The 24,111-nt window shown below is 71.2% G+C and carries 20 protein-coding genes and 2 pseudogenes; 11 read left to right on the top strand and 11 right to left on the bottom strand.

Features of this window, described 5'->3' with window-relative positions; all coding sequences use genetic code 11:
- Positions 1-14 precede the first annotated feature (14 nt).
- The 3 genes from OHT57_RS38245 to OHT57_RS38235 all read right to left on the bottom strand — a co-directional run bounded on the left by OHT57_RS38245 (position 15) and on the right by OHT57_RS38235 (position 3,254).
- Positions 15-1,274 carry an MFS transporter gene (locus tag OHT57_RS38245; protein ID WP_328751361.1) on the bottom strand — a complete coding sequence of 420 codons (1,260 nt, stop codon included), beginning with the start codon at positions 1,272-1,274 and terminating at the stop codon, positions 15-17.
- A gap of 94 nt (positions 1,275-1,368) precedes the next feature.
- Entirely contained in the window at positions 1,369-2,670 is a 1,302-nt protein-coding gene (locus tag OHT57_RS38240; RefSeq protein ID WP_328751360.1) for an MFS transporter, read from the bottom strand.
- A complete protein-coding gene (locus OHT57_RS38235) occupies positions 2,667-3,254 on the bottom strand; it encodes an ArsR/SmtB family transcription factor (RefSeq protein ID WP_328751359.1) in 588 nt (195 codons plus the stop codon). Before OHT57_RS38235 ends, OHT57_RS38240 begins: the two co-directional genes overlap by 4 nt.
- A 128-nt stretch (positions 3,255-3,382) precedes the next feature.
- Here OHT57_RS38235 and OHT57_RS38230 point away from each other — a divergent pair, with 128 nt between their 5' ends.
- Both OHT57_RS38230 and OHT57_RS38225 read left to right on the top strand, forming a co-directional pair.
- On the top strand, positions 3,383-3,976 hold the full coding sequence (locus OHT57_RS38230; RefSeq protein ID WP_328751358.1) for a TetR/AcrR family transcriptional regulator: 594 nt from the start codon (positions 3,383-3,385) through the stop codon (positions 3,974-3,976).
- Complete coding sequence (locus OHT57_RS38225) at positions 3,973-4,770, top strand: alpha/beta fold hydrolase (protein ID WP_328751357.1); 798 nt, start codon at positions 3,973-3,975, stop codon at positions 4,768-4,770. The genes OHT57_RS38230 and OHT57_RS38225 overlap by 4 nt, the downstream gene beginning before the upstream one ends.
- 2 nt (positions 4,771-4,772) lie before the next feature.
- Here the strand turns inward: OHT57_RS38225 and OHT57_RS38220 are convergent, their stop codons facing one another.
- Entirely contained in the window at positions 4,773-5,141 is a 369-nt protein-coding gene (locus OHT57_RS38220; protein ID WP_328751356.1) for a VOC family protein, read from the bottom strand.
- A gap of 77 nt (positions 5,142-5,218) precedes the next feature.
- On the opposite strand from OHT57_RS38220, the gene OHT57_RS38215 reads away from it, so the two are divergent.
- Positions 5,219-6,655, top strand: coding sequence for a hypothetical protein (locus OHT57_RS38215; RefSeq protein WP_328751355.1), 1,437 nt, complete (start codon positions 5,219-5,221; stop codon positions 6,653-6,655).
- Between the two features lie 87 nt (positions 6,656-6,742).
- Entirely contained in the window at positions 6,743-7,135 is a 393-nt protein-coding gene (locus tag OHT57_RS38210; protein ID WP_328751354.1) for a hypothetical protein, read from the top strand.
- Here OHT57_RS38210 and OHT57_RS38205 read toward each other — a convergent pair.
- From OHT57_RS38205 to OHT57_RS38195, 3 genes are all read right to left on the bottom strand, one after another.
- Entirely contained in the window at positions 7,107-9,092 is a 1,986-nt protein-coding gene (locus OHT57_RS38205; protein ID WP_328751353.1) for a HEAT repeat domain-containing protein, read from the bottom strand. The two genes, OHT57_RS38210 and OHT57_RS38205, sit on opposite strands and share 29 nt — an antisense overlap.
- 24 nt (positions 9,093-9,116) lie before the next feature.
- Positions 9,117-10,808 (bottom strand): DUF2264 domain-containing protein, encoded by a 1,692-nt coding sequence (locus tag OHT57_RS38200; RefSeq protein ID WP_328751352.1) that lies wholly within the window; start codon positions 10,806-10,808, stop codon positions 9,117-9,119.
- Between the two features lie 76 nt (positions 10,809-10,884).
- Positions 10,885-11,925, bottom strand: a complete 1,041-nt coding sequence (locus tag OHT57_RS38195; RefSeq protein ID WP_328751351.1) for a rhamnogalacturonan acetylesterase — start codon at positions 11,923-11,925, stop codon at positions 10,885-10,887.
- A 194-nt stretch (positions 11,926-12,119) separates the two neighbouring features.
- Between OHT57_RS38195 and OHT57_RS38190 the strand changes: the two genes are divergently transcribed.
- A complete protein-coding gene (locus OHT57_RS38190; RefSeq protein ID WP_328751350.1) occupies positions 12,120-13,802 on the top strand; it encodes a rhamnogalacturonan lyase B N-terminal domain-containing protein in 1,683 nt (560 codons plus the stop codon).
- 7 nt (positions 13,803-13,809) lie between these two features.
- On the opposite strand, the gene OHT57_RS38185 is transcribed toward OHT57_RS38190, so the two are convergent.
- A complete protein-coding gene (locus OHT57_RS38185) occupies positions 13,810-15,219 on the bottom strand; it encodes an RICIN domain-containing protein (RefSeq protein ID WP_328751349.1) in 1,410 nt (469 codons plus the stop codon).
- Positions 15,216-16,316 (bottom strand): glycoside hydrolase family 43 protein, encoded by a 1,101-nt coding sequence (locus OHT57_RS38180; RefSeq protein ID WP_328751348.1) that lies wholly within the window; start codon positions 16,314-16,316, stop codon positions 15,216-15,218. The genes OHT57_RS38185 and OHT57_RS38180 overlap by 4 nt, the downstream gene beginning before the upstream one ends.
- 261 nt (positions 16,317-16,577) lie before the next feature.
- On the opposite strand from OHT57_RS38180, the gene OHT57_RS38175 reads away from it, so the two are divergent.
- The 3 genes and pseudogenes from OHT57_RS38175 to OHT57_RS38165 form a co-directional block, all read left to right on the top strand.
- Entirely contained in the window at positions 16,578-18,611 is a 2,034-nt protein-coding gene (locus OHT57_RS38175; protein WP_443053642.1) for an autotransporter, read from the top strand.
- 83 nt (positions 18,612-18,694) lie between these two features.
- The gene (gene mmuM / locus OHT57_RS38170) at positions 18,695-19,642 is read left to right on the top strand and encodes a homocysteine S-methyltransferase (RefSeq protein WP_328751345.1); all 948 of its coding nucleotides are present in this window, start codon (positions 18,695-18,697) and stop codon (positions 19,640-19,642) included.
- Between the two features lie 66 nt (positions 19,643-19,708).
- Positions 19,709-19,954, top strand: a pseudogene (locus OHT57_RS38165) (substrate-binding domain-containing protein); the annotation flags it as partial.
- A 24-nt stretch (positions 19,955-19,978) separates the two neighbouring features.
- Here the strand turns inward: OHT57_RS38165 and OHT57_RS38160 are convergent.
- Both OHT57_RS38160 and OHT57_RS38155 read right to left on the bottom strand, forming a co-directional pair.
- On the bottom strand, positions 19,979-21,586 hold the full coding sequence (locus OHT57_RS38160; RefSeq protein WP_328751344.1) for a carboxylesterase/lipase family protein: 1,608 nt from the start codon (positions 21,584-21,586) through the stop codon (positions 19,979-19,981).
- Between the two features lie 92 nt (positions 21,587-21,678).
- Positions 21,679-21,971 (bottom strand): annotated as a pseudogene (locus OHT57_RS38155) (alginate lyase family protein); the annotation flags it as partial.
- Between OHT57_RS38155 and OHT57_RS38150 the strand changes: the two are divergent.
- The 3 genes from OHT57_RS38150 (at position 21,889) to OHT57_RS38140 (ending at position 24,092) form a co-directional block, all read left to right on the top strand.
- A complete protein-coding gene (locus OHT57_RS38150; RefSeq protein ID WP_328753546.1) occupies positions 21,889-22,080 on the top strand; it encodes a hypothetical protein in 192 nt (63 codons plus the stop codon). The pseudogene OHT57_RS38155 and the gene OHT57_RS38150 sit on opposite strands and share 83 nt — an antisense overlap.
- A gap of 154 nt (positions 22,081-22,234) precedes the next feature.
- A complete protein-coding gene (locus OHT57_RS38145) occupies positions 22,235-23,278 on the top strand; it encodes a LacI family DNA-binding transcriptional regulator (protein WP_328751343.1) in 1,044 nt (347 codons plus the stop codon).
- 181 nt (positions 23,279-23,459) lie between these two features.
- Complete coding sequence (locus tag OHT57_RS38140; RefSeq protein WP_328751341.1) at positions 23,460-24,092, top strand: VOC family protein; 633 nt, start codon at positions 23,460-23,462, stop codon at positions 24,090-24,092.
- Positions 24,093-24,111 lie beyond the last annotated feature (19 nt).

Here is a 24,111-nt window from a genome sequence, read left to right as displayed (position 1 = left end):
GCGCGGGGGCGCGGTCACTCCCGGCCTGACCGCCATAGGGGCGTGAACAGCGCGGCCGTCGCGATCAGCACGCAGCACGCACCCGCTGCCAGAGCGACGGGGGCCGTGCCCTGCCGCTCCGCCGCCCAGGTCAGGACGGCCGCGCCGATCGGGGCCGCTGCGTAGTGCAGGGTCCAGAACGCCGAGGTGACCCGGCCCAGGAGCGGTTCGGGGGTGACCTCCTGGCGCAGGGACATCGAGCAGGTGCCCGCCATGGCGCCGCCGGCGAGGAAGAGCGCGCACAGCACCGCGACGGCCGGGACACCCCGGGCCCAGCCGATCCCGGCGAAGGCCAGCCCGCACATCGCGACCGAGCCGGTCCAGACCGCGCCGAACCCGAGCCGTCGGCGTACCCGGGCCACCAGGAGTGCGCCGCCTACGGTGCCGAGCGCGCCGACGGCCATGACGGTGCCGACCGTGCCGTCGGCGTGGCCGAGGTCGTGCTTGAGGTGGTAGATCACCAGGTCGTTCAGGCCGAGGGTGAGAAAGCTGAACCCGAACAGGAGCACGGTGAGCGAGCGCAGCACGGGGTGTCCGCGCAGGAAAGCGACTCCGGTGCGCAAGTCCCGCCACAGGGCGGTGCGTCCGGCCGCCTCGACGGGGCGGGACCGGAACCGCACGAACCAGGTGCACAGCGCCGACACCCCGAAGCTGGCCGCGTCGACACCGACTGCGGCGGCGGGCCCGGTCCAGGCGGCCACGACTCCCGCGCACACCGGTCCCAGCACCCCGGCCGCGGCCGCGGTGGCGTTCAACCGCCCGTTCGCCTCGGTGAGTTGAGCAGTGCCGACGAGACTCCGTACGACGGTGACGTACCCGACGGCGAACAGCATGCCGACGGCCTCGCACAGCGGCAGGACGGCGTACAGCAGCCAGACCTGCGGCCCCGCCAGCCACACCAGCGGAATCACGCCGTACAGCACCATCCGTACGAGATCACAGCCGATGAGCAGCCGCCGCCGGTCGACCCGGTCCACCACCACCCCGGCGAACACGGCCGCGACGACCGCGGCTGCCCCGCCCACCCCCGTCAACAGACCCATCCGCGCGACGGATCCGGTCGTCTCCAGGACCAGCAGGGGCAGGGCGATCAGGGCGAAGGAGTCACCGAGGACGGAGAGGGTCTGGGCGGCCCAGAACACGGCGAAGTCGCGTTGCCGCCACAGCGGTCCCGAACGGACGTCTCCTGAAGGGGACTTGACTGCCTCCCCGTCCCGCTGAGCCTCGAACGCCATGCCCCTCCCCTGGTGCCCCGGCAACCTTAGAACCACGGGTGGGACCCCTCAAGCCGATATCCGTGTTCGCGCAGCTCCCAGGAGCGGAGTCCGCCTACACGGGGTTGTCGAAGGTGCTCAACTGGGCACTCCGAGGCTGGGGTTCGGCGGGCATGTCGGAGTCGTCCAGCGAGCGGATGCCCGGTATCGGCGAAGGCAGCAGCCACAGCAGCGACAGCACCCCACCTACGGCGACCGTCACGAAGGTCGCCCTGAGCCCGACCGTCGTGGCGAGCACACCTCCGGCGAGTGCGCCGAGGGGCCGTATCCCGTAGTTGACGGTACTGAAGGCGCCCGTGACGCGGCTGCGCAGGGCGTCCGGAGTGACCGCGGTCTGCAGGGAGTTGAGGGGCACGTCGAACCACATCACCCCGAGGCCCACCAGGAAGTAGGCCGCACCCAGGAGCGCGGCACCGGCCCATACCGGCCCACCGGCGACCGCGGCCAGCGCGAAGGGCGCCGGGAACAGCACGGCTCCGACGGCCACGCACCGTCCCAACCCGATGCGTCGGGACAGCCACGGTGCCGTGAGCGCCCCGACGAGGGAGCCGATCGCTCCGACTCCGAGCGTCAACCCAATGACACCCGGGGAGAGTTGGAGGTCACGGTCGGCGAAGAGCACGACCATGCCGGTGCCCGCCAGGAAGGTGAAGAAGTTGATGGTGGTGCAGCAGCCCAGGCTTGCCCGCAACACGGGGTGCCGCAGGACGAAGAACAGTCCGTCCCGGGCATCCCGCAACAATGCGGGCACGGCGGCGCCGGACCGGGCTGCGGGAGCAGGCTCGTCGACCGGCGCCCTGCCGAGCAGCAGAGCGGACACCAGAAAGGACAGCGCGTCCGCCACGACGGCGACGGGCGCACCCAGAACCTGAACCAGCCCGCCGCCGGCCGCGGGTCCGGCCACGAAAGACGCCGAACGGGCCGTGCTGAACTTGCTGTTGGCGTCGACGTACGACGAACGCGGCACGATCCGAGCGAACAGCGGCTGCCAGGCACAGCCGGCCGTCACTCCCGCGAGTCCGCCGACGAGCACCACCGCATACAACTGCCGGAGCGTGACGGTCCCCCACAGATGGGCGGCGGGCAGGGACAGCAGCACACCCGCCCGCACGAGATCCATGACGACCAGCAACCGCCGCTTCCGGGCCCGCCCGTCCACCCAGGCCCCCAGCACCAGCGCGAGCAGGTTCGGCGCCCAGGCGAGCGCGGTCAGCACGGCCACCTGACCGGCGGAGGCGTCCAGGACGGTGACCGCAATAAGGGGTACGGCGACCTCGGAGACCCGGTCCCCGAACTGCGAGACGGCGCTGCTGGCCCAGTACCGGACGAAGCGCCGGTCGCGCCACAGGGAGGTCATGCGTCGGCGCCGTCCGACGTCTCCGGCAGCATGTACCGCAGCAGCCGTACACCCCGGCCGGCCGGTGGCCGCTGCTCCCGCGTGACGTAGGGCGCGATGGCGGCTTCGATCGCGTCCTCGATCGCGGCGAGTTCCTCGGCGGTGACCACGACCCGGGTGTTGGCGAGGCCGGAGAGGCGCCGCCAGGCCGGTTCGAGGACGGGTTCGGTCTCGGTCGCCCAACGCTCGGGAAGCTCCGCGGCCCGGGCGAACATCTCCCAGGACAGCGCCCGCGCGGCCGAGGTGCCGTCCTCGTCCTCCGGCACGGCGATCCGGAATCCCCGCGCCACCGCCTCCCACCGCCGCTCACGCCGGTCCGTGCCGCCCTCCACGGCGTCCCGTACCAGCCCGAACCCCGCCAGGTGCCGCAGATGCCAGCTGGCCACGGAGGGAGTCGCACCGACATGCGGCGACAACTGCGAAGCGGTGGCGGGCCCATGGCGTTGGAGCCGCTCCAGGATCGCGAGCCGTACGGGATGCGCGAGCGCCCGCATGGCCCTGGGGTCGGTGATCTCCACATCGCCGAAGCGGTTACCGGAATCCATGATGTGAGAGTGTCCTCTCATGAAACGTGAGAGTCAACTCTCAGACTGGGAGCACCTGTTGACGTCCCCCTTCTCAGTCTCCGAAAACCGGTGGCCGACAACCTAGGATCCCTAGGTAAGCTGCTCTCATGAGCCCCCGCGCAGGTCTGACTCCCGACCATCTCACCGGGGCCGCAGCCGACCTCGCCGACGAGATCGGCTTCGAGAACGTCACGCTGGCCGCGCTCGCCAAGCGCTTCGGTGTGAAGGACGCGAGCCTCTACTCGCACGTCAGGAACCTTCAGGACCTGCGCACCCGGGTGGCCCTGCTCGCCGCCGGCGAGATGATCGACCGGATCGCCGCCGCGGTGGCGGGGCGGGCCGGGAAGGACGCGCTGGCCGCGTTCGCCGGCGCCTACCGTGTGTACGCGCTGGAGCGGCCGGGGCGGTACGCGGCGACCCAGATGCGTATCGACCAGTCACTGATCGCGGACACGCCCGCCTTCCACCGCACCGCCGAGATCACGTACGGCATGCTCCGCGCCTACGGTCTCACCGAACCCGATCTCACCGACGCCGTACGCCTGTTGCGCGCCACCTTCCACGGCTTCTGCGCCCTGGAGTCGGCGGGCGGCTTCGGCGCGCCCCGCGACGTACACAAGTCGTGGGACCGGGCCGTCGACGCCCTGCACATCGCCCTTGAGAACTGGCCCCATGAGGCCCCACGAGGAGAGAGACCATGACTGAGCCGTATCTGCACTACGACGTCACCGGCACCGGCCCCCTCCTGCTGCTGATCCCCGGCGGCGCCGGTCACCCCATGGGTCTCGGCCCGGTGACGGAGGCACTCGCCGGGCGCTTCACCGTCGTCACCTACGACCCCCTGGGCCTCGCCCACGGCCGGCTCGGTCTGCCCGTCGAGGACCAGCGGCCCGAGGACTGGAGCGACGGCGCGCGACGCGTGCTCGACGCGACGCTCCCGGACGGCGGGTCGGCGTACGTCCATGGCATCAGCGCGGGCGGTGTCGCCGCTCTCGACCTGCTCGCCCGGCACCCGGCGCGGCTGCTGCACGTCGTCGCGCACGAACCGCCGTGTGTGAGCGTGCTACCGGACGGGGCACGACAGCGGGCCGGGTTCGTGGAGGTCTGCGACGTCTACCGCGACCGGGGTCTCGCGGCGGCGGGTGCGCGGATGACCGCCCTGCTGGAGGAGCGGGCGGCCGGGGAGCTTCCGGAAGGCCAACCCCTCTCCAGGGAGGAGGAGTTGGCCAGTCCCATGGCGGTCTCCCTGGCCCACGTTCTGCGCACGTTCACCGCGTACGTCCCCGAGCCGACACCATCGGGACCCCGGCTCACCCTCACCGCCGGCACCGACTCACGCGGCCAACTTCTGTACCGCACAGCCGAATTGCTCGCCAAGGACCTGCACGGCGACTTCGTCGAGTTCCCCGGCGGCCACCTCGGCGCCGCCCAGCACCCGGTGGCCTACGCCGAACAGCTCACGCGGACGCTGCGCGGGGCGGACGTGCCCGGCTGATCTCAGCGCTCCCGTTCCGCCGAACTCCGCTCCACGCAGAACTCGTTGCCCTCCGGGTCGGCAAGCACCACCCAGCCCATGCCGTCACCCGTGCGCTGGTCGTCGAGGACCGTGGCGCCCAGGGCGAGCAGGCGGGCGACCTCCTCGTCGCGGGTGCGGTCCTGCGGCTGGAGGTCGAAGTGGAGGCGGTTCTTGACGGTCTTGGTCTCCGGGACGGTGACGAAGAGCAGGCCCGCGGCCTCGATCAGTGCCTCCTCGTCGCCCGGCCGGTCCTCCTCGTGAAGTGGTTGGCCGAGGACCTTGGACCAGAAGTCGGCGAGCGCATAGGCGTCGGCGCAGTCGATGGTCACGTGGCGGATGGTGGAGGTCATGCGGGGATTCTCGGGGGCGTGGTCGATCATGGCAAGGTCGGCGGCAACCTTCGCGCATCCCGCGGCGACCTGGAGGCATGACTTCCGCAAGACGCACGCCGCGCGACGGCGACGCCCGCCTCGACGCCCCCCGTGACACCCCTCGCGCCGGTCACCGCCGGGTCCGCGCGGCCCGTAAGCCCGTCATCGCCGGGCTCGCCGCAGCCGCCGCGCTGGCCGGCGCCTGGTACGCGACGGCCGGTGCGGCCACCGCACCCGCACCCGCGCTCGCACCCACGACCACGGCCGTGACGCTGGCCGCCAAGTTCCCTTATCTGTCCGCCGGTTACAACAACACCCGTGAGTGGACCCGGACGGCGACCGCGGTGGCTCCGAACGGCACCCTGCGCGTGGCCTGGCCCGCCTCGGACGGCGTCCATGTCACCCCGCTGACGTCCGCCGGGAAGCGCTCCGGCGCGGACACGGTCGTCAAGGGCGCGAAGGAGGTCGGCGGCCTCGTCGCGCACAACGACGGTTTCGCGCTGCTCACCCGGGTCGCCGACACCAACAAGTGGAAGGAGACGGCGGCCGCGATCGTCCGGTACACCGGCGCCGGGAAGACCTGGACCACCAAGCTCACCGGCACCGCCTCGCACGACACCTCCCCCACCCTCGACGGCCAACTCACCTGGAACGGCTCGAAGTACGGCGCCTACTTCGTCGTGCACGGCGCGGGCGGCTTCGCCGACGGCCACTTCGGCGACAAGCTGTCGTACGTCAGCGCCAAGGGGGCGAAGCCCGGCGGCGGTTGGGGCTGGGGCTGCAGTCACAACGAGGGCATCGCCCTGCACGCCGAGAGCACCGGCAACTTCACCTCCCTCTGCTTCGACGACTGGCGTTCGGGGCTGTTCGTGTCGACGGGCATCGGCGCCCCGGACGTGGCCCCGGTCGTGCAGCGCGAGCAGTGCTGGGCGGGGTACTGCGGCGGCACGTTCCCGAGCCGCACCGGCGACCTGGTGAAGTCCTCCACCGGCCGCTACGTAACCGCCTTCGCCTCCCGGGGTGCCGCGTCCGCGAAGAAGAATCCGGACGACTCCAGCGGCCGCGGCTGGACGGTCAAGCCGAAGACCGGCACGCACCAGGTGGCCGTCGCCTTCCTCAAGAACCGCAACTCCGGTCCCGGCAAGGCGGTTTACCTCACCAACGCGCCCGGCACCGAACACGTCAACGTGCACGTGGCGCCGTACGGAAAGGACCGTCTCCTCGTGTCCTGGGAGTCCCTGAAGAACCCCAAGTGCGCGAGCGGCACCTGCACCGGCACCTTCACGGGCACGCACCTGCGTCTCATCGACTGGAACGGAAAGCTCCAGAGCGCGGACAAGGTGGTGTCGGCGCGGATCAGCGGTGACATCGCGGTCCAGAAGGACGGGACACTGAACTGGGCGTACGCCCCGGTCACGCCGACGTACGCGAGCCCGCTGAACAGCACCTCCCCGACCTCGACGAGTCTGCGGATCGCCAGCCTCAAGCCCTGAGGCGCAAATACCGAGAGCTGCCGTACAACCGTCCTCCCCCGTCCAGGTGTCTCCGTAGACGCGAAGCACGCCGACGGGGGAGAGCACATGGGCGACGGTGTACGAAGTGTCCGACGGTTCTTTCGGCGGCATCCGACGGAGCCGCCCGAGCCCTCCGAGCTCCTGCCCAACCTGCGCGTGTGGTTGTTCCTGCTGGCCGTGGGGGCGTGTGCGACCGCGTTCGGCTGGAAGACGGTGTCGCTCACGCTCCCCATGGGGACGGTGTGGGCCATGTTCGACGAAATGACCCTGGGCGTACGGCACCGTTGGCCCGCCGGCGTGGCGGCGCTGGCGGTCGGCTGGGGCGGGAAGCATCTCGCGCGGGCCGCGGTGCCCGGGTCCGGGTCACTGTGGGACGAGTTCTGCGTGAACGCCCTGTGGACCGTGGCGGCTCTGGTGACGTTCGTCGGGGTCAGTCGGCTGCGGTGGCGGAGGAGCTGAGCAACTCGACCATCTGCCGCATGACCTCGACGGGCAGCGCCGGGTTCCGGGCGGCGGTCTCCGCGGAGCCGCCACCCTGCATCAGCAGTCGGACCAGGATCCCGGCCGGCATGCGGGAGTGCCGGGCGGCCGCACTGCGGATGTACTCGTGCGGATCCTCCAGCAGCCAGGCCACGGCGGCCGGAGACAGTCGCGGGTCGCAGGCGGCCCGGTAGCGCACCTCTTCGTTCCTGTCCCGGCTGAGCCGTTCGACCAGCTCGGGTGTGGACTGCGGGTCGTCGAGGGCCAGTCGGCGCATCCGTGGATTCGGGTCGTCGGCGTAGCGCAGGAGGTCGTGGCGGGGGAAGTTGGGGTGCCCGTGCGGGCGGTCGGGGGCGGTGAGGCTGCCGTCCCACCACTGCCACACCCGCATGAGCATGTCGGCGGGCGCGTCGTCGCAGGACTCGGCGAGGAAGAGCTGGACGACCCGGTCCTCGTCGTTCGCGAGAAGCGAGGCGACGTCCGGCGGGAGGTGCCGGGCGCGGGCGACGTTTCTGCGGACGAGGGGGTGGGAGGAGGCGGCCAGGCGGCGCATGGCCGCCTGGTCGTCGTGGAGTGCGACGACCCAGTCGAGCGGGAAATAGTGGATGTCCGGGTCGAAGTCGTAGCGGACGGCGGCCCGTTGTTCCTCGGTGAGGTCGGCCCGCTTCGAGACCGTGAATCGCACGTGGTCGTCCGGATCCTCGGCCAGGAGTGCGATCAGGTCCGGGGCGAGGCGCGGATTGCCGGCCAGGGAAAGGCGTTCGGCCGATTCCCCGTGCCGTGCCACCTGTTCGGCGAGGTCGTGCTCCAGGAGGCAGGTTTCCAGGGCTTCGCGCTTGGCGTCCAGGGTTTCGAACACCGACAGGGGCATCGGGTGCTCCCGGTGGTGCAGCAGCAGTGCCCGGGTCCGCGCGATGCCGTGGGAGTCGGTCAGGAGCGCCTGCCGGGCCGGTTGGTCGAGGTACGGCCAGGACTCCGTGCAGGCCGCGTACCGCACGCCGCCGTCAGGGTCGGCGGCCAGCGCGACCGACAGGTCGGCGGGAAGGCACGTGAGCCGGGCGATCTCGGATCGGACGCGCGCGGACGGGTCGGCGGCGAGCGCCCGGCAGGTGTCCTCGGGGAGTTCGGCCCGGCGGTCGGCGGCCACCATGGCGAGGATCCACCGCTGCCGTTCGTCCTGTTCGCCGAGTATCACGCGTGACCACTGCTCGGGCGTGATGTTCGGCTGTTGCTCGACCGCCCTCATCCGCAGGTTCCAGTCCGGGTGGGCCAGGAGGGCGTCCACGGTCTCCGTCGGCAGTGCGCCGTAGATCGCGTAGGACGACAGCCCCACGAGCCCCGGCCGCAGTTCCCTCGGGGTGGCGGGGTTGAGCGAGAGTCCGTTCGCCCACGATTCGAGCAGTTCCACCGGGGGCTGCGGCCCTTCGAACAGCGACGCCCAGGCGGCCGCCCGCTCCTGCGGTGTCTCCGCACCGGCGGCGCGCGCGGCCTCCTCCTGTCGGGCCTTGATCCGGTCGAGGGCGACGAGCCGGACCGCGTACTCCTCGGTCGTGGCGCCCACCATGGCGTCCCCGTCCAGGGACAGCGTGACGAACTCCGGCTGCCCGGACCGCGCTCCCAGCACTCCGGCGAGATCCCAGCCGTCGGTGAGGCGGACCCGGGCCCACCCCGGACTCCTGCTGTCGGGAAAGTCGATGAGGAAGACACCGTCGCCATCGAGGATCCCCGCGTCGGATGCCAACCGGTGCCACTCGGCGTTCAGTTCGGCGATCAGGTCCGGCCGGTCCCCGGCGACCGTGACGGTCGGCGCTGTATCCCGCGCGATGACATGACGCCACGCGATCGGAGGCGGCAGCACCTCCTCGGTCCGCCAGTCCCCCACGACCTCAAGGCCTGCCCGGCCCAGCAGTTCGACGAGTTCTTCTCTCCCACCCATGATCCCCATACTGCCCGAGGCGGGTCAGTCCTCCCCAGCGATGTCGACTCCGGAGCCGTCCAGCCGCACCCGAGTCTTGGTCCCGTCGCCCCAACTGACCGTCAGCTCACCTGTGTTGGCGGCCCGAACACTCACGGCGTCCGCCAGCGGAACCGGTTCCGGCTCCCCGGTCAGCCGCCCCAGCGCCACGAAGAGCGTCGGCTCCACGCCGGTGACGCCGGTCAGCGTCTCGTCCAGGCCCACGGCGGGCAGCAGTTCGGCCCGGACGCCGTCCCGCGCCGCCCAGCCGGTCACCCGCACCTGCGTGCCGGGTTCGGCCCCGGACACGAGGAACACGCGCACCTCCACGGCCCCCCGCGCGAGCACGACACTGCAGACCCGCGCGCCCCCGGCCGCCGTGTGCCGCGAGGCGGCCCACCCGTCGCCGACCCCCAACGGCTCGATGTCCGTACGGCTCGGATCGGCGCCCACGATCACGCTGTTGTCGTACGACGTCGAGGGCTCGGTCACCGTCGAGTACGCGAGGCGGGTGTAGTACGGGTCGTAACGGACGTCCTCGCTGCCGTGGTTGTGGAGGCGGACCAGGCCGTCGGAACTGGTCGACTGCAGCAGCCAGTTGGGGGCGGCGATCGGGGTGAGCGCGTCGGAGCGCTCCGACGGGCCCGGCTCCTCCACTGCCGTCCACACCTCGTGGTCGGCCGGGAGGAGCAGGGCGAGGAAGGCCTTGCTCGCCCAGTACGGGGAGGCCGGTCCCGAATAGGCCTGCAGAAGCGCCGGGTCGGGGCCGTGCCAGCCGAGGGTGAGCAGGCCGCGGGAGTCCACCGCGCCCCGGTCCAGGAAGTACTTCAGCGCTCCCGAGGCCAGCCGGCGCGTCTCGCCCGGAGGCAGCGGGGTGTGTCCGGTCAGCGCGCCCAGCCACAGCGGGACGGTCGTCGCGAAGCGGTACGTCAGTGAGCGGCCCTGGTGCATGGGAGCGCCGTCGGCGCCGAACAGGCGGGCGTAGTCGTCGAGATGACGGGAGAGGCGGCCACCGTAGAGGTCCAGGAGCCGTGAGTCCTCCGCCAGCCAGGCGTGCAGCACCGGGTAGAGGTGCATGGCCCAGCCGTTGTAGTAGTCGAACTTGCGGCCGTCGCCGTCGGTGTACCAGCCGTCGCCGACGTACCACTGCTCGATCCGCTCCAGGCCGCGGTCGATCGCCTTGCCGGACGCCTCAGGTTCGTAGCCGATCTCCTGGAGGAAGCCGCCGACCGTGACGGGGAACAGCTCCCAGTTGCAGGGCCAGGCCTCGGCGGTCAGGGCGTCGCCGAGCCAGGCCGCGGCGCGTTGGCGGACGCCGTCGTCCAGGCGGTCCCAGAGCAACTCCCGGGTCAGGCGCAGTGCAAGGGCGATCGACGCGGCCTCGACCAGCGGCTGGCTGCGGTCCTCGATGCGGGGCCAGGCGCCCGAGACCCCGGCGGCGAGTCCGTCGGCGTAGCGCTGGAGCGCGGTCTCGTCCCGGCGGAAGGCCGCCAGCAGGAGCGTACGGGCGTAGCCCTCCAGGCCGTCGGAGAGGCGGCCTGCCCAGCTCTGGCGGTCGCCGGGGAAGTGGTAGAGGGCCCGGTCCTCGGTGGCGTAGGGCTCCACCGCGGCCAGCAGGGCGTCGGCCGCGGCCTCCCAGTGGGCGCGCGTGAATCCGGTGCGCGGGCTGAGGACGCGATCGTCCGCGGGCAGGTCCATGGGCTCTCTTTCCGGGTCGTGCCGTACACATACAAAGCCTGGGGCGCCCCGGTTCCGGTCGGGACGCCCCAGACATCTATCCCACCCTCGCAACGCCCTTCGGCACCAGATGCTGTGCGACGAGAGCGTCGCGCACCAGGCCCGCGTACACGGTGGCGCCGTGCACGGACGTGTGGGTGTTGTCCTTTTTCTCGTTGTACAGGTAGATCGCCTTCGAGCCCTCCACTCCCAGCGACTCCACCAGTGCCTTCGTCTTCGCCGTCAGGTCGATCAGCGGGACGCCCTCCGTGGCGGCGACCGAGCGGATCACCGCGGGGTGGTCCACCCCGAGGCCGTTGACCAGCAACGCGGTGTTGTTGTTCAGCGTGCCGTCGGAGTTGAACCAGCGTCGCACGATGGGCGTCACGAGGACAGGGTTCCCACCTTTCTCCCTCACACCCGCGACCAGTGTCTCCAGATTCGCCCGGTACGTCGCCTCGTCCGTGGTCTTGTCGTTGTGGGCGAGCTGGACCAGGACGAGGTCGCCGGGCCGGATCAGCGGCTGGACGGTGCCCCACAGCCGGGTGTCCGACAGATACGTCACCGTGCTCTCGCCGGAGTCGGCGTAGTTGGCGACGGACACGCCCTTGCGCAGGTACTGGGGCAGTTGTTGGCCCCAGCCGGAGTAGGGGTCGCCGGGCTGGTCGCAGACCGTGGAGTCGCCGACCAGGAAGATCCGGCGGGTGTGCCGGGCCGGGGTGACCTCGATGCGGGCGAGCGCGGGGGCCGTGCCACCGAGCACCAGGTCCAGGCCCGGTGTGCCGTCGGGGCCGGTCGGTTCGCCCTCCGGGGTCCGGACGTTCACGGTGAAGCTGCGGGCGGTCCGTTCGCCGGCGGCGACAGCGGTCTCGGGCAGCAGTGAGCGCCGGGTCTCACCGCTGACGCTCGTGCTCGACGCGGCGTCGCCGCCGAGGAGGAGCTTCACGTCGTACGTCCCGGGCGGCACGTCGAAGTGACAGCCGGCGGCGGTGCAGTTCTCAAGGCCCGGCGGACGTCCGGTGTGCGCCTGGGCCGGGACGGCCGTCAGGCCCGAGGCCAGTGCCACCGCCGCCAGTACGGCGAGGTTGAAACGTCTCATTCGCGGTTCCTCCGTCAGGGGGACAACACCTGGCGCCGGACCGTACCGCCTCCGGCAAGCGCTTTCTAGACCTTGGACCGATTTCACAAGATTGCCAACCTCCAGCAAGCGAAAGCCCTTTCGCGAAATCGATTCAACTGTCACTCTCCAAAGCACCCGCACCACCCCCACACCTCTCCGGAGGAGGCACCCCCATGTCCGAATCAGCCGTGCACAGAGCGGTCGGACGCCGCACCTTCGTCCTCGGCACCGCGGCCGCCGCCGGCACCGCCGCCCTCGCCGGGCCGCTCGCCGAGAGCGCGTCCGCCGCGACCTTCGGCTGGTCCGACGACGGCTCGAACTACGTCGTCGACACCGGCGCAAGCCTCGTCTTCAAGGTCAGCAAGACCAACGGCGACCTGACCTCGTTGGTCTACAAGGGCACGCAGTACCAGGGCTACGGCGGCAAGAACTCTCACATCGAGTCCGGCCTCGGCACGTCCACGGTGAGCATCAAGCAGTCCGGTACGACGATCCTGATCTCGGTCGCGTACGGCACGCTGAAGCACTACTACGCGGCCCGCAGCGGCGAGAACAACGTCTACCTGTGGACCAACAAGGCCGACGACTCGGTCTCGGCGACCCGCTACATCCTGCGCGTCAACGCGGGCAAGTTCCTCAACGACGAGCCCGACTCGTACACTTACGCACCCACCACCATCGAAGCCGCCGACGTCTTCGCGAAGTCCGACGGCCAGACCCGCTCCAAGCACTACGCGAAGGCCCGGGTCATCGACTACGACCACGTCGGCTGGACCACCGGCAGCGTCGGCCTGTACATCGTGCGCTCCAACCACGAGAAGGCCTCCGGCGGCCCGTTCTACCGCTCCCTGCTGCGCCACCAGAGCGCTGACGGCGGCGGCCTGTACGAGATCCTGTACTACGGCGAGAACCAGACGGAGGCCCAGCGCTTCGGCCTCCAGGGCCCCTACGTCATCGCCTTCACCGACGGCGGCGCCCCCTCCTCCGCGCTGTCCCCCGGGAACCTCACCACCGCGTGGGCGGACTCGCTCGGCATCTCGGGCTACGTCCCCGCGAGCGGCCGGGGCAAGGTCGCCGGCGTCGGCATCACCGGGCGGAACACGTCGTACGCCTACACGGTCGGGCTCGCCAACTCCGCCGCCCAGTACTGGGGTTCGGCGCGGTCCTCGGACGGCTACTTCTCCATCGGGGGTGTGCTGCCGGGGACGTACACGCTGACCGTCTTCAAGGGTGAACTCGCCGTCTACACCAGCTCGGTGAGCGTCAGCGCGGGCGGCACGACCACCCTCAACTCCATCGCGATCCCGTCCTCGAACGATCCGAGCAACGCGGGCGCGATCTGGCGCATCAACGACTGGAACGGCTCGCCCAGCGGCTTCAAGAACGCCGACCTGATGACGTACGCCCATCCCTCCGACGTCCGAGCCGCCTCCTGGACCGGCAACGTCGTCATCGGCAGCGGCACCGAGACCTCGGGCTTCCCCTGCTACCTGTGGAAGGACGTCAACAGCGGGATCATCGTCTACTTCAAGCTGACGGCCGCCCAGGCCGCCGCCGCGCACACTCTGCGCATCGGCGTGACGACGGCCTACGCCAACGGCCGCCCGCAGGTCGTCGTCAACGACACCTGGAGCTCCGCCGTCCCCTCCCCGCCCACCCAGCCGAGCACCCGGTCGCTGACCGTGGGCTCGTACCGGGGCAACAACAACACGTTCACCTACAGCGTGCCGGCGTCCGCCTGGCTGACGGACACCAGCGCCTACAACACGCTGAAGATCTACGTGGCGAGCGGTTCGGGGTCGACGTCCTTCCTCAGCGCCGGTACGTCGATCGACGCGATCGACCTGCTGGCCTGACCTGACGTCAGGTTCCGCGCGTCCACTGCTGGTTGGTCGCCCCGCTGCACGTGTACGTGATGATCGCGGCGGAGTTGGCGGTGGACGCGCCGTTCACGTCGAGGCACTCACCGCTGGCGCGGGCCTTGACCAGCCAGTAGCTGCCGGAGGCGGTCAGGCTCCACTGCTGGCTGGTCGCGCTGCCGCAGTTCTCCTGGGTGACGTTGGTCGAGTTCTCCTGGAGGCACAGGGAGCTGCCGCGGCCGACGAGCTGGTAGTAGCCGGTGCCGAGGTCCTTGAACCACCACTTCTGGTTGCCGCCGCTGTTGCAGGTGTACTGGCTGATCGCGATCCCCTGCCACAGCGACTGGCTGGCCACGTCCGCGCACTTGCCGCTGTTGCGGGAGACCAGCGTGTTGTACGTGGCGCTCGTGCCGCCGATCGTGCCGGCGGCCGCGTCGATCGTGATCTGGGGGTACCAGGACATGGACATCGTGGTGGAGGTCGGGAAGGTCAGCGGCAGCCACACGTAACGGGAGTCGTTGACGGTCCCGCCGAAGGAGTTGCCCCAGCGATCACCCATGTACAGGTACGAGGTGCCCGAAGTCCCCTGCACGGGAAGGACGTACGCGGTCTGCGAGTTGTAGGTCGTGGAGTCGCCGACGTTCGCCATCGACGTCCACGGGCCGGCCAGGGAGGTGGCGGTGGCGTACTGCTGCTGGTTGGCGCTCCAGCCGGTGGCGCCCGACGTCAGCATGAAGTAGACGCCGCCCCGCTTGAACAGGGCCGGGGCCTCGCGGTGTCCGCCGACCCACGGGTTGGCGACCAGACTGGCGATGCCCGTGTAGTCCGCGGTGAGCTTGTAGATGTGCAGGTCGTAGTTCTCGTTGGCGGCCGAGACCATGTAGCCGGTGCCGTCGGTGTCGACGAACGTCGTGATGTCGCGGGACATGTTGTCGCCCAGCGGGCGGAAGCTGCCCTGGTAGGTGTAGCTCCCGTCGACCGTGGACGACACGGCGACGGCCGCGCGGGCCTCGCTGTAGTCGGTGCCGTTCTCCTTGTGCATCCACATCACGAACTTGCCGGTGGAGGCGTTGTAGACGACCTTGGGCCGCTCGATGTAGGCGGTGCCCAGCTCGGCGGCGGACGACTGGGTCAGGACGTGGTTCCTGAACTCCCAGTTCTTCAGGTCGGTGGAGCGGTAGGCGTCCACGTACTTGAAGGTGTTGTCGGCGTTGCGGTCCTCGCCGAACCAGTAGTAGTACGACCCGACCTTGATGACCCCGCCACCGTGGGCGTGCAGGGCGTTGCCCGAGGTGTCCGTGAACTGGACGCCGTTGGGGACGGTCAGCGGCGCGGCCTGGGCCGGTCCCGCGGTCACCAGGGCGCCGGCCAGGGCCAGGCAGAGGGCAAGCAGTACCGCGTAAGCACGTCTCATGACGCAACCTCCGTGTCCGTGGCGGTGTCCGCCACCGGTATGCCGAAGTCCGGGGTGCCGTCCGCGTGCCAGCCGAGCTTCTGGACGCGGGTGTGGCGGTTGGGGTCGTTCAGCGGGTCGCCGACGATGTCCTTGTACGGGCGGGCGTGGTAGACGAGGACGTCACTGCGGCCGTCCTCGGCGACGGTGAAGCAGTTGTGGCCGGGGCCGTACTGCTTGGTGGTGTCGTTGCTGGTGAAGACCGGGACCGGGGACTTGGACCAGCTCGCCGGGTTCATCAGGTCGGCGTTCGCGTCGGCCGTGAGCAGGCCCATGCAGTAGTGCCAGTCGGTGGCGCTGGCCGAGTAGGACAGGAACAGGCGGCCGTTGCGGGCGATGACCGAGGGGCCCTCGTTGACCTTGTAGCCGATGCACTCCCAGTCGAACTCCGGGGTGGAGAGCCTGATCTGAGGACCCGCCAGGGTCCACGGGTTCGCCATCCTCGACAGGAAGATGCCGGTGTTGTTGTCCAGGCCGGGCTCGTGCTGGGCCCAGGCGAGGTAGCGGCTGCCCCGGTGGGTGAAGGTGGTGGCGTCCAGGGAGAAGGTCTCCCAGGCGGTTTTGACCTGGCCCTTCTCCACCCAGGTTCCCTTGAAGGGGTTGGGGTTGGCGTTCTCCAGGACCCAGATGCGGATGTCCCACACGCTCTCGGCGGGCGCGGAGGCGAAGTAGACGTACCACTTGCCGCCGATGCGGTGGATCTCCGGCGCCCAGATGTGGGCGCCCATGGCACCGGTCGGGTGCTTGGTCCAGATGACGGACTCGTCGGCGCTCGCGAGGCCGTTCAGGGTGCGGGAGCGGCGCAGGACGATGCGGTCGTACTCGGGGGCGGTGGCCGTGAAGTAGTAGAAGCCGTCGGAGTGACGGTGGATGTACGGGTCGGCCCGGTTGCGGACCAGCGGATTCACGAAGGGCGCGGCCTTCTTCGGGCAGGGGGCGGCTTCGGCGGCCGTGGGGGTCGCCGCCTCGGCGGTCGAGGGGGTGGCGGCCAGGGCGCCCGCGGCCAGGGCGCCCTTCAGCAGCAGTCTTCGGTTGGGGACTTCGGTGGCGCGGCTCATGCGGACTGCCTCTCGGGTGGGGGTGTCCTGAGAGTGATGTTCGGTATTGAGAACATCTGTTGTTAATGCGAACAGCCGAAAGGTAAGGCTGGGGAACCAGGAGGTCAACGGGTCGGACGCGATCGGAAGAAGGCGCTTTCTATTTGGGTGCCCGTCGCCGGATTTCTGTTATCGCCTCCGCTCCCGCCCGTCTCCGATCCTGTGCACACCCATTTCCACAGAACAGCAGCGGCCGCCGGCGCCCTGGCGGCAGCCGCCCTCATGGTCTCCGCTCCCCCGGCCGCGGCCGCCGGATCCCGGGACGCCACCGCCGACGTGCTCGCCGACCGGGACGTGACGCTGACCGGCGACACGGTCGTCACGGTGCCTGCGGGGACCACCACCTACGACGGGGTGTTCCGCGGAGAAGGCACGCTCACCGTGCGCGGCAGCGGGACGCTGGTCCTCACCAGGAACAGCGACTTCAGCCTCCCGAAGGCACGGCAGCGGCAGTCCGTACGGATCCTGGGCGGCAACCATCCCTACGTCACCACGACCGCCGCCGACCCGCCCGCGGTCACCGTCGAGCGCGGGGCGACCCTCCAGTACGGCGACGGCGGGACGTCCGGGCTGATCGGCCACTTCCCCTACGCCACCCCGGCGTTCGGCCTGAACCAGGACAACATCCGGGTCGACGGCACCCTGCGGCTCTCCCTGAAAAGCGCATACAACCTGGGCACGGTCAGCGGCTCCGGCCTGATCACCCAGCCGCGCTTCCTGTGGGGCACCTGGGACCTGACCTCCGGCCCGTTCTCCGGCGTCATCGACAACGGCACCCAGGCCAACGCCGGACGCCCCGAGTTCGCGACCTCGCTGCCGGGCGTCCGCAAGGTGCTCAACCAGGGCACCTGGACCGTGGACACCCCGCTGGGCAGGACCGTCACCATGCGGATGGACTTCTACCAGCGCGAGTACGGCAGTGACATCAACGTCCAGTCCCGGCCGGGCGGCAAGGTGATCCTCACGGGCCAGTACAGCTGGTCGAACCAGGGCGGTGACACCGACCCCTCGCTCAGCGACCCCGCCCTGAACTGGACGCCGGCCGCCAAGAACATCAACAAGCGCGGCACCAACATCAAGGGCGCCGACGTCCAGTGGGGCGACGGGACGACCGCCAGGATCTTCATGCCGGGCACCGCGAAGACGGTCTACATCAACCTGCTGGCGGCCCGCGAGCGCTCGAAGCTCACCTTCGACTACGACGGTCCCGTGACCCTGGGCGCCCCGATCGGAGGCGGCCGCTTCCACGACACCCTGTCCGCGCCCGGCGCGGGTGACATCGTCGTCAAGGGCACGAAGGGCAACGACGTCACGTTCGCGGCCGTCCAGTACTACGACGGCTCCACGACCGTCGAGAAGGGTGCCGTGCTCCGGCTCGGCAGCGGCAGGCCCGGCGGCGACGGCGGGCTCTACACCGGGGGCGGCCGCTACCAGGTCGTGAACGACGGCTCCCTCGTGCTCGCCAACACGGCCAAGGCCCTGACCCTGCCCCGGATCAGCGGCAGCGGCTCCCTCACCCAGGCGGGCAGGGCCACGACGACACTGACCGGAAACGCGATCACCTACACGGGGACGACCACCGTCAAGAAGGGCACACTCGCCCTGCGCGCAGGAGCAACTCTCGCCCACAGCAAGGGAATCCGGCTCACCTCGACGACCTCACGGCTGGACGCGGGCACGACCGGCCTGCGGGTGCGGTCCGCGCTGTCCGGCAGGGGCACCGTGAAGGGCGCGGTCACCAACGACGGCCTGGTCGTGGGCGGACTCACCGTCTCCGGTGGCTACACACAGCACGCGAAGGGCGAACTGGTTCTGGCGGACGGCCCGTTGAAGGTGACGGGCCCGGTCACGCTGGCCGGTGACCTCGACCTCGCGGCAGCCGGCACCGACCCCGCCCGCAGCATCACCGTCCTGGACAACAAGGGCACCGCGAAGACCACTGGGGCCTTCAAGGGCCTGGCGGAGGGCACACGGCTCAGGCTTTCGGACACGAACTACCGGATCACCTACCGGGGAGGCGACGGCAACGACGTCGTGCTGACCGCAGTCACCGCGAGCGACTCGGCCCCCGCAGGCGCCGACACGTCGCCGCGGACGGCGGCGGCAGCGCCCGGCACGACGGCCGCGGCGACCGAGGGGCTGGGCTGGTGGCCGTATGTGCTGGCCCTCGGGCTGCTGGGCGGCCTGGTGTTCCCGCCGACGGCCAGAATGCTCGGCAAGCGGCGCGGGGGCGGCCGGCACGCCGCGCACCGCTGACCGGGCGGTCCCGCATGCTGGACAGGATGTTCACACACCGGACGGACCGGGACGGCTCCGGGTCCGTCGACTAGCGTCGAGGCATGACCAGCGACATCCCGGAAACCCCCGCCACCCGTTCCGTCCCCTTCGCCGACGCCCTCGCGGCCGGCCCGGTCGTCCTCGACGGCGGCATGTCCAACCAGCTGGAGTCCGCCGGGCACGACCTGAGCGACGAGCTGTGGTCGGCGCGGCTGCTCGCGGAACGGCCCGAGGCGATCGCCGAGGCCCATCTCGCGTACTACGAGGCGGGCGCGGACGTGGCGATCACGTCCAGCTACCAGGCCACCTTCGAGGGGTTCGCCAAGCGCGGGATCGGACGGGAGAGGGCGGCCGAACTGCTCGCCCTCAGCGTCGAGTCGGCGCGGGACGCCACGCGGCAGGCGGCGGCGAAGGGGGTTCGGCGGCCGCTGTACGTGGCGGCCTCGGTGGGGCCGTACGGCGCGATGCTCGCGGACGGCTCGGAGTACCGGGGCCGGTACGGGCTGAGCGTGGCCGAACTGGAGGCCTTCCACCGGCCGCGCCTGGAGGTGCTGGCCGCCGCCGGGCCCGACGTCCTGGCACTGGAGACGATCCCGGACAGCGACGAGGCCGAGGCGCTCCTGCGGGCGATCCGCGGCCTCGGCGTTCCCGCCTGGCTCTCCTACTCCGTCGCCGGCGACCGCACCCGGGCCGGCCAGCCGCTGGAGGAGGCCTTCGCCCTGGCCGCCGACGTGGACGAGGTCGTCGCGGTCGGCGTCAACTGCTGCGTCCCCGAGGACGTGACCCCCGCGATCGGGACCGCCGCCCGGGTGACCGGCAAGCCGGTCGTCGTGTACCCCAACAGCGGCGAGTCGTGGAACGCGCAGGCACGCGCGTGGGAGGGCAGCTCGTCCTTCGCTCCGGAGCAGGTACGCGGCTGGCAGCAGGCCGGGGCGCGGCTGATCGGGGGGTGCTGCCGGGTGGGGCCGGGGGCGATCTCGGGGATCTCGCGGACGTTGGCCGCCGCATAGCCCTACCGGTTCCGCGCCCCCACTGCCGGCCTCCGCTCCGGAAACCGGTTTCCACGCGTGTTGCCCGCCCTGACCGCCCTTCACGAGGCCGGTCTCGACGTGCCGGGGGACGTCTCCCTGGCCGGCTACGACGACATCCCCTTCGCCCGCGACCTCCACCCTGCGCTCACGACGGTCCACGTCCCCTACGAGGAACTGGGCCGCCTCGCCGTACGCACCGCGCTCGGCCGTAGGGCGGAGGATCCCGCCGAGCACCTGCTGCTGGGCACCCATGTGGTGGTCCGGGACTCGGTCGCGGCGACCGGCACCTGAGACGGAAGGGCCCGGCGTCCTCCCTCAGTGCCGTCGGGCCAGCCCCGAGCGCCGCAGCCGCCGTACCACCGACCGCAGTTCCGCGGTCCGGGCGGGCCAGCCCTCCGCCGGTTCCGACACGGGGGCCGTCTCCGGTGTCGTCGTATCGGCCGTCCACACCGCGAAATCGCCGTCCCGAGGGCCGGACGCGAGGTAGGGGTCGCCCTTGCCGAAGACCTGGACCGGGTGGGTGGCGTCCCAGGGCTGCCAGCCCGGGTCGCCGTCGGTCGCGAAGCGCACCCACGCGCCGTGCATGGCCTCGCCGAGTTCGGTGGGGGCGCCCTCGCCCGCGAGCTTGGCCGACTCCGGGGTGGCGCCGGTGTCGAAGACGAAACCCAGTTCGAGGGCGTGGCAGGCGCCGAGGTCCGGGAGGTTGGAGGGCCAGGCGAACTCGTAGACGTACGACGTGCCCGGGCGGGCCTCGGCCAGGCGGTGCAGGGGGATGCGCAGCAGGTGGTCGGTGACCATCTGGCCGACCAGATCGGCGGTGCCGGCCTCGGGGTGCAGGACGCGGTAGCCGCGCACCACCTCCACGCCGCAGTGGCAGCGGGCCATGGCGCCGGCCAGGGCGACCGGTCCGAGCCGGTCGACGCGCTCCAGGAGCCCGCCGGGGACGAGCCAGAGGCGGTACTCGTCGCTGGTCCAGCCCAGCATGAGGTCGACGTCCCTGCCCGCCTCCCCCGAGACCAGCGCCTCCAGGGGGTCGCGGGGTACGAGGTCGCCGTCGACCACGATCCCGAAGGCGGGGCCTCCGAGGACCGGGCTGCTCAGCCTGCCCACCTCGGCCTGGGTGCGCAGCAGCAGCTCGCGGTCGACGTCGGCGAAGGCCGCGGCGGTGGCGGGGACCTTCAGCCGGGTGGCCATACGGCGCACCATCCGCCGTACCTTGTCGCGGTCGCTCGCCTCGGGCGGACCGCTCTGCAGGACCGCGCGCCTGAACAGGCCGCGGGTCTGTGGGGCGGCGAGCAGGGCGCCGATGCTGATCGCGCCGGCCGACTGTCCCGCCACGGTGACGCGGCCGGGGTCGCCGCCGAAGGCCTCGATCGACTCGTGGACCCAGCGCAGGGCGGCGAGCTGGTCGCGCAGGCCGGGGTTGGCGGGGGTGTCCGGGAAGAGGCCGAAGCCCTCGACGCCGAGGCGGTAGTTGACCGAGACGAAGACGACGCCGTCGCGGGCGAAGGCATGCCCGTCGTACACGGGTACCGCGGACGATCCCCGGGTCAGGGCGCCGCCGTGGACCCACACCAGGACCGGGAGGCGGGCGCCGGGCCCGGGTTCCGGTGTCCACACGTTGAGGTTGAGGCAGTCGTCGCCCGGGACGACCGGGTCGGACAGGTATTGCGCGAAGGCGTCGGAGTACGGCGGTTTCGGCGCCGTGGGCCCGAAGGCGGCCGCGTCGCGCACACCGTCCCAGGGCTCGGGGGGCTCCGGTGGCCGAAAGCGGCGGGGACCGAAGGGGGGTGCCGCGTACGGGATGCCGCGGAACACGGCCACGCCCCGTTCGTACCGGCCGCGCACCGCCCCGTGGGGAGTCCGCGTCACGGGATCCCCGTCCCACGTCCTGGCCACGGGGTTCGCCTGGTCTGCCGTCATCCGCCCACCAGCCCTTCGCCGTGCTCGTGCACCGGTATGACCAGAGCACCACAGTCGCCGCCGGTATTCCGGTGCACGAGCACGGTTGAGGGCTATTTGGCGTACATCAGGGTGCCGAAGCCCAGCTGGTCGAAGCCGCCGCTGGTGGTGCCGTAGTCACCGCCGCCGCCCTCGGGGGCGACCAGGTCGTAGTACATCTGCGAGATGTACTTGTCGTCGAGGCCCAGGCGCCGGTTGTAGTGGAAGTGGAGCATCGCCCAGACGGGGCGGACCTGGCCGCGGGAGTCGGCGGAGACCACGGGGTGGTGAAAGGGACGTCCTGGCCGAGGTTGTACTTCGCGACGTACTGGGCGGCCTTCATGAAGCGGCGGCTGTCCGACGACCACGGCTCGAAGTTGAGGTTCACGGGTGCGATGGCCGGAATCCATACGGTGGATCTGGTCGACGCGGCCTTCACCGCCGACTTCGGGGGGTTCCGGCTCACCTGCGGATGACGTTCGGGGTTTCGAGAACCGTGCCATCGCGAAGACCTGCGAAGCCCGACCTCTTCCCGACTTTCCCGGGCGAACCTAGGGTAGGAAGCGCTTACTGTTTCCGCGCTGGTCGAAACTTTCATGGCCCACGGGCGGGCCGGAGAGGTGGTTCCCGATGGTCCGCACGGGGAGTGCGAGCGTGGCGTCCGGTCCCACGCTGGCGGTCGTCGCCCGGGAGGCAGGCGTGTCGGTGCCGACCGCCTCCAAGGTGGTCAACGGGCGGGAGGACGTGGCCCCCGAGACCCGCCGCCGGGTCACCGAGGCACTGGACCGGCTCGGTTACGTCCGCAGACCGAGGTTCGACGCGGTGAAGGCGTCGGGGCTGGTCGACCTGGTCGTGCACTCGCTGGAGACCTCCTGGTCGGGCGCGGTGCTGCACGGGGTCGAGGCGGCCGCCCACGACGCGGGTCTCGAGGTGGTGGTCTCGGCCGGGCTGAACCGCACCCGGACGGGCCGGCCCGACCGCGGCTGGATGGACAAACTCACCGCGCGCGGCTCCGCCGGGGTGCTGTTCAACCTGGCCGAGCTGACGTCGTCGCAGTACAGCTGGCTGAACCAGCACCGCATCCCGTACGTCCTGATCGACCCGGTCCTGGAGCCACCGCCGGGCGTGGTCTCGGTGGGCGCGGCGAACTGGCAGGGCGGGGTGACGGCGACCGAGCACCTGCTTGCGCTGGGCCATGAGCGCATCGCGGTCGTCGCCGGTCACCAGCGCAGGATGTGCAGCGGGGCGCGGGTGGCGGGCTACCGTTCCGCGCTCGCGGCGGCGGGGATACGGCAACGCCCCGAGTACGTCCGGCACGCCGGCTTCGACGAGAGCGCCGCCCACCGCCGCACCCTGGAACTCCTCGACCTGCCCGAACCGCCCACCGCGGTCTTCGTCTGCTCGGACCACATGGCCCTGGGGGTGTACGAGGCACTGGCCGAACGGGGGCTGCGCGTCCCGGACGACATGAGTGTCGTGGGCTTCGACGACCTCCCCGAGGCCCGCTGGACGACCCCGGCCCTCACCACAGTCCGCCAGCCGTTGTCGGAGATGGCGGCCATGGCCCTGCGTCTTCTGGTCCGCATGATGGAGGGCGATCGCCCGGAGAGCACCCGGACGGAACTGTCGACGCGTTTGGTGGAACGCGCGAGCACGGCCGTGCCCCGCGGCTGACCCACGGCCACGCGGACGTCGTCGACGGGGGCGGCGGGGGCGGCGGCCGACCGGAGCACCTTGGTGGGCGTGAGCCCGGGGCGAACGGATTCGCGGCCGTCTGCCGCGCCGTGACGCTTATGACGCCGCGTCGCCGTACGGGTGTTCCTTCGGGCGGTCCGATGTGCGTAGCCTCGGCGCGGTGAACGCGATTCCCGCACGCCTCGACCATCTCGTCCTGGCGACTCCCCTCCTGGCGGAGACGGTCGCCGACTTCACCCGGCGCACCGGTGTGCCACCCGCCCCCGGCGGTGTGCACGTCGGTCTCGGTACCCGCAACCACCTGGTCTCGCTGGGTGGCGGCGCCTATCTGGAGATCATCGGCCCGGACCCGGAGCAGCCGGAGCCGACGGGCCCGCGCCCCTTCGACGTCGACACGCTGACCACCGCCCGCACGGTGACCTGGGCGATCAGCCCGCCCGACCTGGACGCGGCGGTCGCCACCGCCCGCACCCGCGGCTACGACCCGGGCGCCCCGCGTCCGATGAGCCGCCGCAGACCCGACGGCACCCTGCTCAAGTGGCGCCTGACGGACGGCGACAACCAGCACCCGTCCGGTCTGGTGCCCTTCCTCATCGACTGGGGCGCCTCTCCCCACCCGACGGCCTCGGACCTGCCGACGACTCCTCTCCTCTCGTTGAGAGCGACCGCCCCTTTCCCTGCCGAGATCCGCCCGCTGCTGGCCGCCCTCGACACCGGGCTCCTCCTCACCGACGGCCCGGTGGGTCTCTCGTTCACGGTGGACACGCCCCGGGGACCGGTGACCTTCGGCTGACGTGTCCGATTCCTTCAAG

This window comes from Streptomyces sp. NBC_00285, assembly GCF_036174265.1.
Classification (GTDB): Bacteria; Actinomycetota; Actinomycetes; order Streptomycetales; family Streptomycetaceae; genus Streptomyces.
The sequence above is the reverse complement of the archived record's forward strand: the minus strand, read 5'-3'. Positions and strand labels throughout refer to the sequence as shown.